The sequence below is a fragment of the Paenibacillus sp. J22P218 genome (assembly GCF_056269195.1).
Genome location: NZ_JBWDNL010000004.1, coordinates 391,135 through 405,731, shown reverse-complemented (window position 1 = coordinate 405,731; position 14,597 = coordinate 391,135). Strand labels below are relative to the sequence as shown.

Sequence of the window (14,597 nt, the reverse complement as noted above, 5' to 3'; positions counted from 1 at the left end):
CAAGGGATAGAGGAGTGGTATGATAAATACTCAAAAAGGAAGTCTTAAGCGATTCATTCGCTTGTTAATGGATACGAACCCGCCCAAAGCGCTGTTGTCTATCGCGGTCGTGCTTAGCGTGCTGAATACGCTCGTCAGCTTGACGATCCCGTTGTTTACGAAAAACCTGGTGAACGGGTTCTCGTTCGGCTCCTTGAGCACGGGGCAAATGCTGGGGCTGGGAGCGGCGTTCGCCTTGCAGGTCGTGTGCGGCGGCATATCGGTGTACTTGCTGCATTATGGCGGCAACAAAATCGTGGCTGCTATCCGCGAACGGTTATGGGGCAAGCTGCTGAGGCTGCCTGTTCCGTATTACGACAGCAAGTCGTCGGGCGATACGGTCAGCCGTCTGACGAATGACACAGGTATCCTCAAAGGACTTATTACGGAGCATGTGACCGGATTTTTTACCGGCATATTATCGATTATCGGGTCACTTGCCATATTGTTCTACATGAATTGGCAGATGACGCTCGTCATGTTAGTTGTATTTCCGGTAGCAGCACTCATTATGATGCCGATCGGACGCCAAATGTATAAGGTGTCGAAGGAAACGCAGGCGGAGAACGCCAGCTTCACCTCGGTGGTGAACCGCGTCGTCTCGGAGATCCGACTCGTGAAGGCTTCGGGATCGGAGCCGGCTGAATACGAACACGGACGCAAAGGCATTCACAATCTGTTTGGATTGGGCCTTAAGGAAGCAAGAATGCAGGCGCTTATTTCACCTATCATCACTTTTATTATATTGATGCTGTTGGTCGGTTTGATCGGCTTCGGCGGCGTGCAAGTATCATCGGGCAAAATGACGGCAGGAGAGCTTGTCGCGTTCATTATGTATTTGTTCCAAATTATGCTGCCGATTACGCAGATTTCGCAGTTCTTCACGCAATTTCAGAAGGCGATGGGCGCGACGGAGAGTATCATCGGCATTCTCGAATCCGAGGAGGAAGAACAGAACAAAGGACAAATGCTGTCCGCTATGGATAAGTCGCTGCATGTGGAGGGCGTCTCGTTCGCCTACAAGCCCGAAGAGCCGATTCTGCGCGATGTCAGCATGACCATTGAGGCGGGCAAGGTGACGGCGATCGTCGGTCCGAGCGGCAGCGGCAAGACGACGCTGTTCTCGCTGTTGGAGAGGTTCTACAAGCCGTCGTCGGGTACCATTAAGCTCGGGGGCCAAGATATTTCTGGCGCATCGCTCCGCTTCTGGCGTCAGCAAATCGGGTATGTATCGCAGGAGAGCCCGATTATCGCGGGAACGATCAAGGATAATTTGTGCTACGGTCTCGAGCGTGAGGTTAGTCAGCAGGAATTGGAGCATGCGGCGAGAATGGCTTATGCGGATGGATTCATTGGCGATCTGCCCGACGGCTACGCAACGGAGGTTGGGGAGCGCGGCATTAAGCTGTCCGGGGGACAACGCCAACGCATTGCGATCGCCCGCGCATTGCTGCGAGATCCGCAAATCTTAATGCTGGATGAGGCGACGTCGAATCTCGACAGCAAGTCGGAGGAGGTCGTGCAGCAAGCGCTGAAAAACCTGATGGCCGGCCGGACGACCGTTGTCATTGCGCACCGGCTTTCTACGGTAGTGGATGCCGATTCCATCGTTTTTCTGGAGAAAGGTGAAATTACGGGAATCGGTTCTCATGAGCAGCTGTACCGGACTCATCGTCTATACAAGGAATTCGCGGACGGTCAGTTGCGAATGAACAAATCCGCTTAAACACTCTTGGGAAAGAAGCGGCAGAGGAGAGAAGGACGAATGAGCTATATATTGGTCGTGGATGATGACCCCCATATTAGAGAGCTTGTCAGCGTTATTTTGCGGAAGGAAGGCTATAGCGTACAGGAAGCGTCGGATGGCCGGGAGGCGCTCGCGACGATGGAGAAAGCTGCCGCCGATATGGTCGTGCTTGACGTCATGATGCCGAACATGGACGGCTGGGAATTGTGTAAGGAGCTGCGTGACACTTATGATATACCGCTGCTTATGCTGACGGCTAAGGGAGAAATGGGCGACAAGGTGCGCGGATTTAACATTGGTACGGACGACTACCTTGTGAAGCCGTTCGATCCCGCGGAACTGGCCGTTCGCGTCCGGGCGCTGCTCAAGCGCTATCGGATTGCGCTGTCCCAGCAGGTGACGGCCGGCGAGCTTCAATTGGATCGGCATAGCTTCGCAGCTGCGGTGAATGGCGAGCCGGTGACGCTGCCGCCGAAGGAATTCGAGCTGTTGTTCATGCTGATCAGCAATATGGGGCGGACGCTGCCGCGGGGGCAGCTTATCGAAGCGATCTGGGGCTATGACTTCGAAGGCAATGAACGCACGCTCGATGTGCATGTGAACCGGCTTCGCGAACGATTCGCGGCTTGGGAAGTATCGGTGAAGATCAGCACGATTCGCGGGCTCGGCTACCGGTTGGAGGTGCAGCGATGAAGCGCAAGCTGTCGAAGTTGCAGATCACGCTGCGAAGGACGGGTGCGGTCTCCGTTCTGCTCGTATTTTGCGGCAGCATGTTCTCGCTCGCGTATATGCTCTCTCGATGGTTTTATCGAACTCATCATGTATCATGGTCTGACTACATCCTCCAACTCATCAATTGGGGGCTTGGTCTTCTGTTTATTGTCGTCATGTGGATGATTATCGGAATACTGGTGCTTCCGAAGCAACGCAAAGTGTGGAACGAGATGCTGGATGCGCTGCGCCGAATCGCCAAAGGCGACTTCAATGTCGTTGTCGACGAGGAAGGGAGATATGACGGGCAGATCGGCCACATTGCTCAATCCATTAACGAGATGACGCAGGAGCTAAAGCAGGTGGAACGGCTTAGACAGGAGTTCATCTCCAACGTGTCGCATGAAATTCAGTCGCCGTTAACGTCGATCAGAGGGTTCGCGAGCACGCTGCAACGAGCGGACTTGACGGTAGAGGAGAGAATGCGCTACTCGGCGATTATCGAGAAGGAGACGACGAGGCTGTCCAAACTTAGCGACAACCTGCTCAAGCTTACTTCCCTGGAAGCCGACGAACAGCATCTTGAGCTCCGGACGTTCAGGTTGGATACCCAGCTGGAGACGATTGTGCTCGCCTGTGAGCCGCAATGGCTGGAGAAAGAACTAGAGCTTGACTTGGCGCTTGCCGAGGCCGAGATCGTAGCAAATGAGGAGCTGTTAAGCCAGGTATGGGTGAATCTCATTCATAACGCAATCAAGTTTACTCCCGCCCGCGGCAGCATCAAGCTGACGCTTGAGCAGACGCAAGAGCACGCAATCGTATGCATTGCCGATACAGGAATAGGTATGACGGATGAAGATCGGAAGCGGGTGTTCGAGAGATTCTATAAGGGTGACAAGCAGCGGACGAGAACGATTGAAGGCAGCGGGCTTGGGCTGTCCATCGTGCAGAAAATTATCGACTTGCATCAAGGCAGCATAACAGTGGAGAGCCGCTTGAACGAAGGCTCGATCTTCGAAGTCAGACTGCCGCGCAAAGCGGAGTAGGCTCATATTGAAATCGCTGGAGCTTCATCCGCGCGGATGAAGCTTCTTTGACGTGAGATTGTCCTTAAAAAATTAAAAAAATGAATAAAAATGTGTCGAATGATGCCTGTGGCCTTACTCGACATCCGATATAAAAGGTATGGTATAAGTGTGACAAGCATGCGGGTACAAGCCCGGCACAGGAGCGATGACGAGATGGAAGAGAAGAAGAGGGTCAATTTTTTGAAACGAAACGTATCATTGAAATGGAAGCTGCCGATTTACATTTCATTGCTGGTGGCAGTTGTCTTCGCTGGCACGGCGACGATGATTTATCAGAGCAATTCGGATCTGCTGTTCAAAGAAAGCAAAGAGTCTTTGTTGATCAGCGGAACGCTGATCGGCGAGAACTTATGGTCTTCTGTATTGTCAGAAAGACAGAGCGTGGCATTGGCTGCAGATCACACTACATTTAAGTCGTTGTTGACGATCAGAAACGCTGGACAGATGACGGACGATCAATTTTTCTCGCCGAGCAATGAGCTGTTGACGCAATCCAACGGTATATTGAAATCGGGTCTCGAAAAAACAAAGGGCTTTCAATCCTTTCAACTTATAGATGCGAATGGGATTATTGTGGCTTCGTCATCCGAGAGCGATGTCGGAGGCGATCGGACGGACCGGGAATATTTTCAGGAGACGATAAAAGGCAAATCGTTTATTAGCGATGCGATCATTTCCAAAAGCACCGGGAAACTGGTTATTCCTTTTACAGAGCCAATTATTAGTGAGAAGGGACTTGTAATGGGTGTTTTCAACGGGACGATTGACGCATCGTTTTTTGTTGAAAAGCTGGAGCGCGTGAAGACGGAGGGAAGCCTATCTATATTAAGCCGCTCGGGCATAGTGATATACGACAATGTGAATCCCGACAGCGTGGGTCAGAAATTGAACTCGCCGGGTCTTGACGAATGGTTGAAAGAAAGGGCGGCGGGATCCCCCATTCAAGGAAACGCAGAAAGCGGGAACGGTATCATAAGCTTCACGAAAATTCCTGATGCCGACTTCGTCATCACTTTGACTGAATCCTATGAACATATTAACGAGCCTGTCAGAGAAATGATGACAGACTTGATTGTCGTGACCTTGGCGGCCATCCTTCTCGCTATTGCAGTGGGCATCTTTATTTCTCGCGGCATGACGAGACCGCTTATTAATCTGTCAAAGCTGTTCAAGCAAATGGCGGCCGGCGATTTGACGGTAAGGGATGACGCGAAATACAAGAGCGAATTCAAGGATCTTGCGGACAGTTTTAATATGATGGTTCTTAACAGCAAGGAATTGATAGGCAGCATGAACCAGTCCATCGGGATCATGAAGGTAAGCACCAATGAGCTGGATACTTCTGCGAAGCAAACGGCCGTTTCGATTACCGAAACAACAACAACGAGCGTAGAGATCGCAAGGGCAATGGAAACGCAATCGAAAGACACCGAGCAAATCGTAGACAAATTCCACGGCTTCGGAGAAAGCTTTGTTTCGCTGCGGGAGAAAACGGATTTGATTAAAGGGGAAGCCGAAAAAATCGTAGACATTTTCCATCAAAGCCGCGAAGTTATTGAGAACCTGATTCGAGTGAAAGAGCAAAACGAGCATGAGGTTCAAAAAATTTCGGAAATCACAGCTAAGTTGCAGCACAGCTCCACCAACATTAGCCAAATTACGGGGGCGATCAAGGATATTGCGGGCCAAACGAACTTGCTTGCTTTGAACGCCTCTATTGAAGCGGCCAGAGCGGGCGAGCATGGGCGGGGCTTTTCCGTGGTCGCGGCGGAAATTCGTAAGCTAGCCGAGCAAAGCACGAAGCAGTCTCAGGAAATTAACGAGATTATCGGGCAGAACCTTGGCTTCGTTCAAGAAAACAATGCCAGCGTATTGGAAATTCGAAATGTTTCCGCTCTGCAAGAGCAATATGTAGAAGAAACGAAGGACGCTTTCCAAGCCATCTTCGAGAACGTGTCGCATATCGCGGATGAAATCCATGAAATGTCCGGCCGCGTCGTGGAAATGGAACGCGACAAGGACGACGTCATGGAGTCAGCTCAGAGCTTGTCGGCAACGGGAGAGGAAGTATCGGCTTCCGTAGAAGAGGTCACGGCTACGATGCAAGAGCAATCCGCAATGGCCCAGCAGCTTGCCGGAATGGTTGAAACAATCGACTCCCTTACCAAAGATTTGGCGGAGGCTGCATCGAAATTCAAGGTTAATTAGGCAGGAGTGAGGCGGGGTGAGCTCTACGTTCTATAGTACGTTCATGACTATTGTTGCGGGAGTTGTGCTGATTGGACTCGTCTCGATCGTCTACAGAAGCTGGCGCAACGGCATATCGCCGATGCCCTCTTCGGCGCAGGCCCGCAGAGCCGTGTCTACAGTGATTGGCCGAATGAACGAACCGGTGAGAGTCATCGAAGCTGGTTCCGGTTGGGGGCATCTTGCGCTGCATATCGCAGAGAGGTGCAAAGGGAGCATGGTCGAAGGCGTTGAAAATGCTTCGCTCCCGTTATGGACTTCGCAACTGGCCAGATTTGCATTATGGCGGAGCAACGTCATCTTCCGCAGAGGAGACATCTACAAGGAAGCGTACGAGCAAGCTGATGTCATCGTCTGCTACCTCTACCCCGGTGCTATGAAGCGGTTAAGCGGTATTTTCAAAGAGAGGGCTAAGCCGGGAGCGCGTATTATTAGCGTATGTTTTGCTTTGCCGGATTGGCAACCGAACGGGGTTATCGTATGCAGCGATGTTTACCGCACGCCCGTATACCTTTACGATGTGCCTAATCGAATATCGGAGTAGGGTGGAATAGAGGTTGTCCCACAAGCCATTGTATATGGCTGGGGCGGCCTCTTTGCGTTTTCTGAGTTTGTTGTTTATGTGATATTTTGATGATGAGCAACATGTTGGAAGGCGATTATCGGACATAAACCTAACATAACAATGCCGTTTTGGATACAGTGAACAAACAATTTTCGCATATTTGGCTACTCTGAATATTGTTTCAGGCAAATTACGATGCTAATATGTTACTTAACTTAACACGTAATCAATAATCGATCTGATTGAATAGATGCCGATAACGATTAGCGCAAAGGAGAGGGACGTATGGCGGGAACAGCGGAGAAGCAACTGGTAGCCTTCGAGCATGTGAGCAAAATGTTTAGTACCGGAACGTTAGCGCTCAACGACATTCATTTTACGATTCAAGAGGGAGAGTTCGTCAGCTTTCTAGGGCCATCAGGCTGCGGCAAGTCGACGGCACTCCGGATGGTAGCGGGTCTGGTGGAGCCAACGACGGGCCAGGTGACGGTGAATGGTAAATCGCCTAAGCAGCTCGTTCGCGAATCGAATGACATCGCCTTCGTTTTCCAGGACGCTAATCTGCTCCCATGGCGCACTGTGCTGGACAATGTTGTACTGCCGATGGAGCTTCGGGGCGGAAGCCGCAAGGAGAACAAGGAAACGGCGCTTCATGTGCTGGAGATGGTCGGCTTGAAGGATCATATCAAGGCTCACCCGAGGCAGTTGTCGGGCGGCATGAAGATGCGCGTGTCGATTGCCAGGGCGCTGGCTGCAAAGCCGAAGCTTCTGCTGATGGACGAACCGTTCGCTGCGCTCGACGAGATAACGCGTCAGTCGCTCCAAATGGAGCTGCTCGATATTTGGCAGAAAGAGAAGATGACCGTGCTGTTCGTTACGCACAATGTCTATGAAGCGGTATTCCTATCCTCCAAGATCGTCGTCATGTCGGCCCGTCCGGGAAGAGTGTCGTCCATTATCGATGTAGACCTTACTTATCCGCGCGAGCTTGGAATGAGAACGACACCGAAGTTTTCCGAATATGTGGACTTGGCATCGAGCCATCTGGAGCATGGGGCAGACCGAAGGGAGCTGGGATAATGTCGATCTCAAGTGTCGAAACGGCTGGCAAGGCCATTGTTCCCGTGGGGGAGATGGTAAAGAAGAATCAAGGCTGGCATCGCTTCAAGCACTATTATCTCGGCCCGATTATCGCATTTATCGTGTTCATTACGTTATGGGAGATTATCCCGTCGATGCTGGGGCTGAAGCATTTCATCTTCCCTAAGCCATCGGATGTGTATAAAGCTGCTATAGAGGACTGGAGTATTCTGACTGCGGCTATTCAAATTACGGTTGTCGAATCTCTAATCGGATTTGCGGTTAGCGCGGTCATAGGCATCCTATTATCCGTACTGCTCGCCAGCTCCAAGATTATGGAACGAAGCATTTACCCGTATGCGATTATTTTGCAGACGATTCCCGTTGTCGCGGTCGCGCCGATTGTCGTCATCTGGTTCGGAGCGGGGTACAAATCCATTGTCGTCATTTCGTTCTTGATCGGCTTCTTCCCTATCATCTCTAACACGCTTATGGGTCTGAACTCGGTAGACAAGAACATGGATGAGCTATTCACGCTATACAACGCTTCCAAGTGGAAGAAAATGCTGAAGCTGCGCATTCCGGCTGCAATGCCTTACATTATGGCTGGTCTAAAAATCTCCTGCACGCTGTCGATCGTAGGCGCCATTGTTGGTGAATACGTCGCGGGTATTGGCGGAGGGAAGGGCGGTCTCGGATATGCGATCACGGTCGCTGCCATTCAAGTGAAGACGCCATTTCTATTCGCATGCGGTATTGCTGCCGCCATTCTAGGTATTGGGTTTTATCTAATAGTCAGCATTTTTGCCAAGTGGGTATTGGGATCATGGCATGAGTCGGCTATGAAGGTTGAAAAATAAATAGATATAGGCGGAGGAGAGAGAACATGCAACATTTCAAAAAGGGTAAAGTACTTATTTTGTGTCTATTGGTGGCGGTATTCGTAGCGGCTTGCGGCGGCGGAGGCAACAACAACGAACCGACGAACGCTCCTGCGGCAACGGACGGAGCAACAAACGGAGCAGCTACGGATGCACCGGCTGCAACAGATGTACCTGTGGAGAAAGTGAAGCTTGTCCTCAACTGGTTCCCGAAAGCACAGCATGGCGGCGTATATGCGGCGCAAGAGAAAGGTATCTTCAAGGACAACGCGCTTGACGTTACAATCGAACCGGGCGGCCCGCAAGTATCGGCGATTCAGATCGTCGCTTCCGGCGCAGCGGATTTCGGTCTTGTGCATGCCGACCAAATGGTTATCGCTAGAAACCAAGGCATCGAGCTGGTGGGCGTAGCAGCGGCGCTGCAAGGCAGCCCGCAAGCGCTTATGTTCCATGAGAATGCGGACATCCAGTCGTTCGATGACCTCGCAGGCCGCTCGGTCTACATTCAGCCTGGTATTACATACTGGGACTTCCTCAAGAGCAAGTTTGATCTGAGCAAAGCGAAGGAAGTTGCATATAACGGGCAGCATGTTAACTTCATTGCCGATAAGGAATCGGTAAGTCAAGCGTTCGTCACTTCCGAGCCGTATTTCCTTGAGAAGGAAGGCGTGAAGACGAAGACGATTCTGATCTCCGAAGCGGGTTATGACCCGTACAACATCGTATTGTTCGTAACGAAAGACTACTTGGAGAAAAACAAAGAGACGGTTGCGCGTTTCGTCAAAGCGTTCTCCGAGGGCTGGATGTCCTATAAGGATTCCGCGGCGGAAATCAACGAAGTCATTCATGCGGCGAACCCGAACATCGAGCTTGACGCGCTGAACTTCGAAGGCGAAGCGCAAACGAGCTTCGTATACGGCGGCGATGCTGCCGAGCATGGCTTCGGCTACATGACCGAAGAGCGTTGGACGACACTGATCACGCAGCTCGCGGATCTCGGCTTGCTGAAAGAGAAGTTCGATGCGAAAGAAATCTTTACGACAGAGTTCTTGCCAGCGAAATAAGAGGCAGAGCTATAGAAGACCGGTTCGCGTATGCGACCGGTCTTCTTGTTGTTTCTATGAGGAAATTACAAATGAACTGGAATTTCTCCCGTTATTGCGGCGCTCCACGTTCATTTTGATCAAATAGATGGAATTACTCCCGCTAATGTACCCAATTCTCGGTTTGATGTGTATTACTGATGAAATGAACTGGAGAAATTCCTGTTATTCTAAATTCTTGGGATCATGCTCAATAATTAACAGGAGAAAATCCCTTTATTTCATAAGCGAACTTGGACGTCCCGCAGGTTGAACACCGGCAATGACGTTCAAGATATCAAGCTCGCGGTTGCTGCGCCCGGCGTAACAATAGAACCCTTCGGATTGACAGAGGACCGCATAACGCAAAATACGAATTTTGTTCATAAAAGGGAATCCGCCAGGCTGATCGACATAGTCAACAGATAATACGCGCTTGCCTGCGTCTGCTATTTGACGGATATAAGCTAAGCGGTAATCGGTTTCGTCTTGTTTTTGCCGCTTCGTCTCGTTGAACCATAGGTCTTCGATGCCGATGCCGTCGATTGCGGACATATATTGACCGTCCTCATCGTACTTAATGATTCCTTCCCCGTTCTGGGGGAAAATCTGAAACGATTCGTTTTTGCCTCTAGCATACTCGGCAATTCGTTGTACGAAGGCGATCATGCGACTCGCTGAATCTTCTTCATCGATAGGATCGCCTTCACGCTTCTCTTCGAGCCCCTCGCCATAGCTCTCAGCTTGGCCCCAATAATAATAGGCGTCAACAATGTCCATATATAAGCCGTCGAATCCGGCCTCGATAATAGCGTCAAGACGTGGGCGTATGATGTTGTTCCACCATGCCTCATCCCAATAGCGAACTTTGACGCTTTCCGGCCAATTCGGGTTGGCTACTGTGCCCATCCACGCCGGGGCTTCCTTCTCGATGCGGAGTGCGCCGTCACGGAATTGTCCCCACTCGTCCTGCCAATAGGTACGGAAGTAGGACGCTTCGCCGATGCTTAAGTAAGCAAGCGGGGAGACACCGGCAGTCTTAAGAGCTTCAATCCGCTCTTTGCTGTAGCTCGTCTCATCTGTCCCGTCCTCGGTCGGATCGATGACAGCAAGGGAATAGCCGCTGTCGGCCGCTTGCTCAGGCACAAAATTTTGCAGCTGATACAGCCACGTCTGGCGCTCTTCAGCTCGTTCTTCGTAACGTCCCTCCAATGACTTGGTGTTAAAGAATAAATAGAGGAATACGGATGCTGTGCCCAGGACGACGACGGTGAGACCGATTAGCCAATAGCGCATAGTCGTATTAACCCGCCGCGATGAGCTTCTGCTGCAAGCTCTCTTCGTCGATCTGAATGTCTAGCCGCCTCAGCGCAAGCAGTATGGCGCCTGCGACAGGGGGGAGAGACGGCTCAGTGACGGAATAGCTCCGATTTCGCCCTAATGTGAGCTTCGCCGCAAGCGTACGGAGGAAGTACGGGCTGTTGGCAACGCTGCCTATGAAGGAGACCGGAATGGTTTCCGACTCGAAGGAGCGGGCGAGCAGCTCGATGCCGACAACCATTTGCTCGATTGAGCGATCGCACACACGAACGGCAAGAGGTGCGCCTTCTTCCGCCGCGGAAGTGATGCAGGGAGCGAATTGGCCGAATCTGCGATTTCTCTCTCTGGCGTCTTCTTCGAAGCCGCTGCGGGCAAGCGATGCGAGCTCATCCAGCGTAGAGCAATTCCAATGGTTAAGCATGGCGGTTATAAGCTCGCCGTCTGATGCGTCCGTACGTCCTGCCAGCGCTTCATACACGGCGTCATAAGCGATGAAGCGTGCTGCACTTGCCGCATAATGATGAAAGTTATAATTGCTAATGGCTTGTCCACTCTCGGTAATGGCCAATATGTTCGATCCTGTGCCTGCAATTGCGACAATGCCCGGCCTCGCCATAAGCGCTCCATAGTGAGCGGCTACCGTATCATTGACATGCCACTTAGGGCAGTCTAGACCGGGCACGTCGGTCAACTGCTCCACCCATTCCAAATCAGCAGGGGAGTCATAGCCCGCAATGCCCGCGGCAACACCGCGAACCTGATGCAGCTCGGCGCCTGCTTCCGCAAGGGCCGAGACAATCGCTTGCCGGACGTTCGTTGCCGCAGCCAAATCTTTGTGGAACGAGGCCGCGCCATTGACAACAATTGATGCTCTTACATTTCCTGATAGATCAGCCACTGCTACGCGAGTGTAAGTCCCGCCGCCATCAATGCCAATGACTACTTCCTTCATTGCCGTCATTCCATCAGCTCCATTCTTTCTGTTCATTTCGTTAATGACTAGTTTAGCAGATTGCGGAATGGTTTGTCCTTCTACCCTATGACATCGCGCAGCCCGTCCCAAAATACTTTAATAGCGAAATAGAGAAACAAAATAGCGGAGACAAAGGACAGCACTCTCACGATCTTTTCCTTGAAAAAAGCGCCGGACAAGCTGCTCGCGAGTGCTACGCCAAGCGACCAAAGAAGTCCAGCCGTAAAAAATCCAGCTATGAATACGAGCAATGCGCTGCGGTCCGACAGATTGAATGTGGCGAGCAGCGTTCCTGCCGCGAATGCGAACCAAGCAATGACGGTAGGCGAGGAGACGGCAAGACCCGCACCGGCAAGCCAGTCACGAAACAGCGGCCGTTCGGCTGCTATAACTGCGTCTATAGGAAGCTCGCGCGGTCGCCATGTCTCGCGGAACATTTTGTAAGTAAAGTAGAACAGCACGCCGGATCCGATAATCCAAAACAGCCATTTGATGACTGCAATCTCAAATATGACGCTCACACCGAGCAGTGCTAGTGACAAGTAGAATAAATCCCCGAAGCAGGAGCCGAACCCAATCATGAACGATGGTTTGAAGCCACGCTCCATCCCCGTCTTAATAATTGCGACATTTACGATACCTAAATCGAAGCAAAGCGATAACGAGAACAAGAAACCTTGAACAAACGGAAGCCATAATTCCACCCTTACATCTATCCTCTCTTTCTTTATTTTACACGCCTGCATTTCCGGCTGCATAGCATGACAATCTATCAATCTATGATTGGCAATAAGCCTCTTTCATCTACTCTCTTTCCTTTGCCCATTCAATCTCTTTCAGGGTCGCATATGATAAGCAAATAATTGCGAAATGGAGTTGAGAGCGATGTCGCTTGTTCAAACTGGACAGTCGCGGAATGAACGTAACCCCCGGATCGACGTGCTTATTCCCGCGATCGAGAAAGATTTGGAGACACTGCCCTTCGTCATCGATGCTGTTCGCAAGCAGTCGGTTAATGCGATTAGCAATATCTATATCGTTTCTCCGCGCAAGGGGTCGATCATGGAGCTGTGCCGCAAGAAGGGCTGCATATTCGTCGACGAGAAGACAGTGCTTCCTATTACAAAAAACGATATTCAATACCATTCTGCCAAGTGGGAACGCGCAGGCTGGCTCTATCAGCAGTTGCTAAAGCTAAGCGGCGATCGCATTTGCAAGGAAGATTTCTTCCTCGTCATAGATGCAGATACGGTTCTTATTCGTCGCCATAACTTCCGGAACGGCGGGAAAACCGTGCTGTATTGCCGGAATTGGAGCCAAGACGAATATTTCAATTCGTATCGCAGGTTAATGAAGCAGCGGGTAACGGCCAAGCGATCCTTCGTGACGCATTATATGCTGTTCGAACGGACTAAGCTGGCCGAGATGAAGCGATACATGGAGAAGCTGCACGGCAAGAAGTGGTACCAAGCTATTCTAGACAGCGTCGATAGGAAGAGGCAGTTCGGTTTCTCAGAGTACGAGACGTACGGCAATTATTTGTACACCCGCTATCGGGATAGGCTTGTTCTGACAACGAACCGCAATAAGGGGCTTCAAATGAGTGTTCGGCGCATGTCGCAACAAAAATGGACCGAGATGAGCGACAAATACCGTTCTTTATCATTCCACAAGCGCGAAGTTTACAAACGAAAATGAAAGGCGGCCGCATCGTGTCGAAACTTACGGTTGTATGGGAAGGGCCGATAGGCAGGAAGAGTGGAACGGGCATAGCGAGCAGAGAATACGTACATGCGCTTAGAAGGCAGGGAGTTAACGTCAAGGTGGGAGCTGCCAAACATCGCAAAGTTTTGCCAGATGGCGCTCACAGACCATTGATTTATCACCATACCGCGGACACGATCCAATTCGGCAAGCTTAGGCCTTATTATAAACCGATTATATTGAACACCGTTTGGGAGACGACTAGAATACCGAAGCGATGGCGTGCTAACATCAACAAGTTTGACGCGGTGTTCATTCCTTCGCTGCAGAATAAGAGAGCGCTGCGGGCAAGCGGAGTGAAGGTTCCGATCTATGTTGTGCCGCATGGCGTGCATACGAAGAAGTATCGTCCGGGAGCTAAGAAGCTTTCTCTTAGCGAGGCCAAGGGTCGATTCGTGTTCGTATCGGTATTCGGCTTCCAGCATCGCAAAAACCCCGAGGCTTTGCTCAGAGCTTACTGGGAGCAGTTCTCGGCCAAAGATAAAGTGCTGCTCGTTATTAAAACCAGCGGATATAGCAGCAGCGAAACCGAGCAGTGGATCAAGAATAAGATTTCCAGCTATAAGAAGAAGCTTGGCATAGTTAAGCAAACAGCGCCGATTGTGGTTATTGCACGTCATATAAGCGAGCGGCAGGTTGCTGGCATCTATACGCTCGGGGATGCCTTCGTGCTGCCGACTCGCGGGGAAGGCGTCGGACTGCCGTTTCTTGAAGCATTGGCAAGCGGTACGCCGGTTATCGCCACGGGATGGGGCGGTCATATGGATTTTCTTTCGAAGCGCAATTCCTTCTTGGTCAATTATAAACTCGTTAACCCTTCCTCTAAGATGAACGGCAAACATGCCATTTCGCGCTCGTTCCGCCATTTGTTCGCAGAGAGCGGGCAGCAATGGGCGGAGGCGGACATCGGAAGCTTGAAGCGGCAGATGAAATACGCTTACGATCATCCATGGCTATGCAAGCAGAAGGGACAGCAAGGATTGCGTGATGTACGGAAGATGACTTGGGGAAGCTCGGGCGCGGCGATGAAGCGGGCAGTCAATCAAATAGTAGGCAGAGGATCGGGAATAGAATCGGGAATAAAGCTGCAATAAGGAGGA

At 51.1% G+C, this 14,597-nt stretch carries 13 protein-coding genes; 10 read left to right on the top strand and 3 right to left on the bottom strand.

All coding sequences use genetic code 11. The annotated features are described in order from the left end of the window. The first annotated feature begins 19 nt into the window (after positions 1-19). The 8 genes from AC0YN0_RS19915 (at position 20) to AC0YN0_RS19880 (ending at position 9,422) form a co-directional block, all read left to right on the top strand. Complete coding sequence (locus AC0YN0_RS19915; RefSeq protein WP_475822804.1) at positions 20-1,765, top strand: ABC transporter ATP-binding protein; 1,746 nt, start codon at positions 20-22, stop codon at positions 1,763-1,765. 39 nt (positions 1,766-1,804) lie between these two features. Then, positions 1,805-2,479, top strand: coding sequence for a response regulator transcription factor (locus tag AC0YN0_RS19910; protein WP_475822803.1), 675 nt, complete (start codon positions 1,805-1,807; stop codon positions 2,477-2,479). Continuing rightward, positions 2,476-3,543: a sensor histidine kinase gene (locus AC0YN0_RS19905; protein ID WP_475822802.1), complete on the top strand. Its 1,068-nt coding sequence runs from the start codon at positions 2,476-2,478 to the stop codon at positions 3,541-3,543. The genes AC0YN0_RS19910 and AC0YN0_RS19905 overlap by 4 nt, the downstream gene beginning before the upstream one ends. A 222-nt stretch (positions 3,544-3,765) precedes the next feature. Further along, on the top strand, positions 3,766-5,793 hold the full coding sequence (locus AC0YN0_RS19900; RefSeq protein ID WP_475822801.1) for a methyl-accepting chemotaxis protein: 2,028 nt from the start codon (positions 3,766-3,768) through the stop codon (positions 5,791-5,793). Positions 5,794-5,809: 16 nt separating this feature from the next. After that, a complete protein-coding gene (locus tag AC0YN0_RS19895) occupies positions 5,810-6,376 on the top strand; it encodes a class I SAM-dependent methyltransferase (RefSeq protein ID WP_475822800.1) in 567 nt (188 codons plus the stop codon). Between the two features lie 306 nt (positions 6,377-6,682). Beyond that, positions 6,683-7,477, top strand: coding sequence for an ABC transporter ATP-binding protein (locus tag AC0YN0_RS19890; RefSeq protein WP_475822799.1), 795 nt, complete (start codon positions 6,683-6,685; stop codon positions 7,475-7,477). Continuing rightward, positions 7,477-8,337 (top strand): ABC transporter permease, encoded by an 861-nt coding sequence (locus AC0YN0_RS19885; protein WP_475822798.1) that lies wholly within the window; start codon positions 7,477-7,479, stop codon positions 8,335-8,337. The genes AC0YN0_RS19890 and AC0YN0_RS19885 overlap by 1 nt, the downstream gene beginning before the upstream one ends. A 26-nt stretch (positions 8,338-8,363) precedes the next feature. Further along, positions 8,364-9,422, top strand: coding sequence for an ABC transporter substrate-binding protein (locus AC0YN0_RS19880; RefSeq protein WP_475822797.1), 1,059 nt, complete (start codon positions 8,364-8,366; stop codon positions 9,420-9,422). A 255-nt stretch (positions 9,423-9,677) separates the two neighbouring features. On the opposite strand, the gene AC0YN0_RS19875 is transcribed toward AC0YN0_RS19880, so the two are convergent. The 3 genes from AC0YN0_RS19875 to AC0YN0_RS19865 form a co-directional block, all read right to left on the bottom strand. Then, a complete protein-coding gene (locus tag AC0YN0_RS19875) occupies positions 9,678-10,736 on the bottom strand; it encodes an MJ1477/TM1410 family putative glycoside hydrolase (RefSeq protein WP_475822796.1) in 1,059 nt (352 codons plus the stop codon). 7 nt (positions 10,737-10,743) lie between these two features. Beyond that, positions 10,744-11,721: a BadF/BadG/BcrA/BcrD ATPase family protein gene (locus AC0YN0_RS19870; RefSeq protein ID WP_475822795.1), complete on the bottom strand. Its 978-nt coding sequence runs from the start codon at positions 11,719-11,721 to the stop codon at positions 10,744-10,746. 71 nt (positions 11,722-11,792) lie between these two features. After that, positions 11,793-12,437 (bottom strand): LysE family translocator, encoded by a 645-nt coding sequence (locus AC0YN0_RS19865; RefSeq protein WP_475822794.1) that lies wholly within the window; start codon positions 12,435-12,437, stop codon positions 11,793-11,795. 181 nt (positions 12,438-12,618) lie between these two features. Between AC0YN0_RS19865 and AC0YN0_RS19860 the strand changes: the two genes are divergently transcribed. Then, complete coding sequence (locus tag AC0YN0_RS19860) at positions 12,619-13,431, top strand: DUF6492 family protein (RefSeq protein WP_475822793.1); 813 nt, start codon at positions 12,619-12,621, stop codon at positions 13,429-13,431. A gap of 14 nt (positions 13,432-13,445) precedes the next feature. Next, on the top strand, positions 13,446-14,591 hold the full coding sequence (locus tag AC0YN0_RS19855) for a glycosyltransferase family 4 protein (protein WP_475822792.1): 1,146 nt from the start codon (positions 13,446-13,448) through the stop codon (positions 14,589-14,591). Positions 14,592-14,597: the final 6 nt, after the last annotated feature.

Excerpts from the sequence above, each read along its gene's own strand:
- AC0YN0_RS19915 (WP_475822804.1), top strand. The coding sequence starts at position 20 with ATGATAAATACTCAAAAAGGAAGTCTTAAGCGATTCATTCGCTTGTTA.
- AC0YN0_RS19910 (WP_475822803.1), top strand. The coding sequence starts at position 1,805 with ATGAGCTATATATTGGTCGTGGATGATGACCCCCATATTAGAGAGCTT.
- AC0YN0_RS19905 (WP_475822802.1), top strand. The coding sequence starts at position 2,476 with ATGAAGCGCAAGCTGTCGAAGTTGCAGATCACGCTGCGAAGGACGGGT.
- AC0YN0_RS19890 (WP_475822799.1), top strand. The coding sequence starts at position 6,683 with ATGGCGGGAACAGCGGAGAAGCAACTGGTAGCCTTCGAGCATGTGAGC.
- AC0YN0_RS19885 (WP_475822798.1), top strand. The coding sequence starts at position 7,477 with ATGTCGATCTCAAGTGTCGAAACGGCTGGCAAGGCCATTGTTCCCGTG.
- AC0YN0_RS19880 (WP_475822797.1), top strand. The coding sequence starts at position 8,364 with ATGCAACATTTCAAAAAGGGTAAAGTACTTATTTTGTGTCTATTGGTG.
- AC0YN0_RS19875 (WP_475822796.1), bottom strand. The coding sequence starts at position 10,736 with ATGCGCTATTGGCTAATCGGTCTCACCGTCGTCGTCCTGGGCACAGCA.
- AC0YN0_RS19870 (WP_475822795.1), bottom strand. The coding sequence starts at position 11,721 with ATGACGGCAATGAAGGAAGTAGTCATTGGCATTGATGGCGGCGGGACT.
- AC0YN0_RS19860 (WP_475822793.1), top strand. The coding sequence starts at position 12,619 with ATGTCGCTTGTTCAAACTGGACAGTCGCGGAATGAACGTAACCCCCGG.